The organism is Shewanella sp., assembly GCF_051658185.1.
In the GTDB taxonomy this organism is placed as follows: Bacteria; Pseudomonadota; Gammaproteobacteria; order Enterobacterales; family Shewanellaceae; genus Shewanella.
This window is the reverse complement of record NZ_JBOFMC010000226.1, coordinates 1-3,884: the sequence shown is the minus strand read 5'-3', so window position 1 is coordinate 3,884 and position 3,884 is coordinate 1. Positions and strand designations below refer to the sequence as shown.

At 48.6% G+C, this 3,884-nt stretch carries 3 protein-coding genes and 1 pseudogene; all 4 read right to left on the bottom strand.

The genetic code is table 11. From position 1 onward, the window contains the following. A partial coding sequence (locus tag ACRCZA_RS09055; protein ID WP_438674121.1) for a FimV/HubP family polar landmark protein occupies window positions 1-691 on the bottom strand: 691 nt, incomplete at its 3' end. 174 nt (window positions 692-865) lie between these two features. After that, window positions 866-1,882, bottom strand: a complete 1,017-nt coding sequence (locus ACRCZA_RS09050; protein ID WP_438674120.1) for an aspartate-semialdehyde dehydrogenase — start codon at window positions 1,880-1,882, stop codon at window positions 866-868. Window positions 1,883-1,884: 2 nt separating this feature from the next. Continuing rightward, window positions 1,885-3,015: a 4-phosphoerythronate dehydrogenase gene (locus ACRCZA_RS09045; protein WP_438674119.1), complete on the bottom strand. Its 1,131-nt coding sequence runs from the start codon at window positions 3,013-3,015 to the stop codon at window positions 1,885-1,887. A 269-nt stretch (window positions 3,016-3,284) separates the two neighbouring features. Then, window positions 3,285-3,884: pseudogene (locus ACRCZA_RS09040) on the bottom strand (beta-ketoacyl-ACP synthase I); the annotation flags it as partial.

Genomic DNA, 3,884 nt, shown 5'->3' with positions numbered 1-3,884 from the left:
ATGTAGCAGTAAGGGTTGTGCCAACTGCCGTTGCGCTAGATGGCGCTGCGACACTTTGGCTGAGATTGGGCTTTGCGGTGTCCTGTGAGGAGCTTGTCGTTTGGGCTTTAGGCTGCTCGGTTGGCGCGCTGAGCACAGGAGTATTTACCGGGGCGGTTGCAACAGTGTTGGCACTGTTATTAGCAAGCTGAGTGCTCGGCGGATTGGGGGTCATTGGCTTAGCCGTCGAGGGCTTAACCACCGGACTTGCCACGCTCGGCTTAGCCACCGCTTTAGCAGTCGTGCGGACCTGTTTATCCACGCGCTTGGCGCGGGCGATGGCCACACTGTTGGGGATCGCCTGCATCACCTCCTTTGAGGGGATCAGCAAAATCATACCCCGTTCAAGGCTGTTATAACTGTCGGAGTAAAAAGCATGAGGATTGGCGTCAAACAAGGCGGCCATCACTTGATACACGCTGACGCTGGCATCTGGACGCACCTTTTGCGCTATGCTCCAAAAGGTGTCTTTTGCCGTCGTTGGACCATATTGGTGATTCACCTGACGGATCTGACCATCTGGCCCCATAATTTTTAAGGGTTTTATTTGGGGAGCATCAGCAGCAACAGCGGGATAAATAAAATAAGTCGTAGAAGAAACAGCTAAAACACTGGCCATGAGGCCAACAAGATACGAAGTGCGAAATTTCATCAATCCTTCCCTTTGAAGCGCTGTAAAGTGATCCCGCTAATAATAGGCTTTAGGCAATTGTATTTATTCGGATTACTATAAACCAGAAATTGCGATGGGGCTACTGTTCGGCAGGCTAAAACCAAAAAAGCCTGCTAAATTGCAGGCTTTTTTTAAACGCATGAAAAACAAGACTTAGTAATAATCGCGCACGAGGATCTCGGCAATTTGCACACTGTTTAAAGCGGCACCTTTACGGATATTGTCAGAGACCACCCAAAGGTTAATGCCATTGGGGTGAGAGAGATCTTTACGCACGCGGCCAACATACACAGGATCGGTGCCTGCCGCATGAGTGACGGCGGTAGGATATTCGTCATCTGACTCAAACAATACCACGCCTTGGGCATCGCGCAGTAATGCTTTAATGTCCTGCGCATCCGCAGTTTGACGCGTTTCAATGTGCACCGCTTCCGAATGACCATAGAAAACGGGGACCCGAACCGCGGTAGCATTCACCAAAATATCGTCATCACCAAAAATCTTCTGGGTTTCCCAGACCATTTTCATTTCTTCTTTGGTATAGCCGTTATCCATAAATTTATCGATTTGTGGCAATACGTTGAAAGCTATTTGCTTAGGATACACTTCAGCCTCTGCTGGTAAACCTTGCAGCAGTTTAGTGCATTGTCTTGCCAGTTCTTCAATGGCCTTTTTACCCGTGCCAGATACCGATTGATAGGTCGCTACGTTAATCCGGCTGATGCCGTAGGTATCGTAAATCGGCTTGAGGGCCACCAACATTTGAATAGTGGAACAGTTGGGGTTGGCAATGATGTTACGATTGCGGAAATCGGCAATCGCATGGGGATTGACTTCAGGTACAACTAAAGGAATATCAATGTCATATCTAAAATGAGAAGTATTGTCTATGACCACACAGCCCGCTTCTGCCGCAATCGGGGCCCATTTTGCAGAAACATCACCACCCGCGGAAAAGAAACCAATTTGCGCCTGAGTCCAATCGAAGGTTTCGACGTCTAAAATAGTAATTTGTTTGCCATGGAAACTCACCGTTTCACCAGCGCTGCGGCTACTGGCTAAAGGATACAAATTCGCCACCGGGAAATTACGCTCCTCGAGGATCTCAATCATAGTTTGACCCACTGCGCCCGATGCACCTAAAACGACAACATTAAATTCCTGTGACATAGCTACTGATCGACTCCTGAAAAACCTAAATTGGATAACCAATCTACCTCAAGTGGGCTGTCATAAGCCAGCGCCAATGCACTAAATTCGCGTCGATGTCGGTGATTTTTTCTCATATTGTCAAAGCCATTGGCCGTAAAACCGCAATTGCGAAACGCCCTATCATCATCGCGCAAATCATACACAAACCGTGTTAATTGCAAGAGAGCATGTTCATCGGGCATGGCGCGTAATGCCATGGCTTTAACATTAAAGGCAGGTAAGAGTGCGCTTAAGCTTTTATTGGCGGGAATATTCAAATGCTGGCATAGGGCTTGGTACAGCATAAATGTGCCACGGGCCTTACCTTCTAAACTGTAGCCTGCAATATGGGGGGTGGCCAAGTCGACTACATCGACCAACTCAGGCAGCGGGTGCGGCTCCCCCTCCCAGACATCGAGCACCAATTTAAGATCTTCCCTCTGGGATTTGACCTTGATAAGCGCTTTATTATCAATCACATCGCCACGACAGCAATTGATTAGCCAGCTATTAGGTTTAAGCGCCAGTAAACGAGACTCATCAAATAGGTGCAGTGTTTTATGCTCGCCTGTGCGGGTGATGGGCACATGTAAACAGATAATATCGGCCTGCTGCATAAGAGTATCTAAGCTGACAAACGTCCGGCTATCCCCCGCTGCCGCTTTAAGCGGATCATTCAGTAAAACCGTCACGCCATAGGCTTCAAGGCACTTGGCCGTCGCCGAACCGGTGTTACCCGCACCAACGATCCCCACCACTTTGCCTTTCAATGGCGAATGATATCGCTGCGCCAATTCGAGCATCGCCATAAAGGCGAACTCACCCACCGCGATGGCATTACAGCCCGGCGCGTTGGCAAAGGGAATATTACGCTCAGCCAGATACGCTAAATCCACATGATCGGTACCAATCGTGGCGCTACCAACAAATTTGAGCCGCGCGTTATCCGCGAGCAAGGCGGCGTTAACCTGAGTGACCGAGCGCACTAGCAAGACATCGGCATCACGCACTTGCTCTGGGGTTAATCTGCGGCCATTAACCGGAATAATGGTCCCTAAATCGCCAAATAACGGTTCAACATAGGGCATATTTTCATCGACAAGAATCTTCATGGGCACCTGTTCGGATAAAAAGAAATGAGATAAAGCTGCAAAATCATGACATTCTAACAAGAGTTATCGGATAAATCCCCGCCGATACTGGGCTGATGACACGCAATGATGCTATCTCGGTTCTCTCCACTCAGGGGCAAGTATGCAAGGCGTGGCGATGCAGTCGTAGCCAACTCAAGCTGATCGCGCCATAAAAAAGGGGAAGCCTAAGCTTCCCCTTTGATGATGTTAGCGACAACATCAGCTTATCTTTTTGATAAACTTAGTTATTAATATTTGCGCATCACGAGCGTTGCGTTCGTACCACCAAAACCAAAGCTGTTACTCATCACAGTCTTAAGTTCGGCATCACGATATTCACGCACGATAGGCATATCTTTAGCCGCGTCATCAATATTATCGATATTGATGCTAGGAGCGATAAAATGATGCTCCATCATGATCAAGCTATAAATCGCCTCATGCACGCCGGCGGCGCCGAGGGCATGGCCAGTCAACGATTTAGTCGAGGCGATGGGTGGGCATTTATCTTTAAATACTTCACGTAGCGCTTCAAGCTCGCGCACATCACCGACCGGTGTTGAGGTGCCATGGGTGTTGACATAGTCGATTGGCGTATCGACATCGGCTAAAGCCATTTGCATACAACGCACAGCACCTTCTCCCGATGGTGCTACCATGTCATAACCATCTGATGAAGCGCCATAACCAACCACTTCAGCGTATATTTTGGCACCGCGAGCCAGCGCATGCTCTAACTCTTCAACCACTAAAATCCCACCACCACCGGAGATCACAAAACCATCACGGTCAGCATCATAAGTGCGCGAAGCTTTTTCTGGGGTGGCATTGTATTTAGTAGACAATGC

Excerpts from the sequence above, each read along its gene's own strand:
- ACRCZA_RS09050 (WP_438674120.1), bottom strand. The coding sequence starts at position 1,882 with ATGTCACAGGAATTTAATGTTGTCGTTTTAGGTGCATCGGGCGCAGTG.
- ACRCZA_RS09045 (WP_438674119.1), bottom strand. The coding sequence starts at position 3,015 with ATGAAGATTCTTGTCGATGAAAATATGCCCTATGTTGAACCGTTATTT.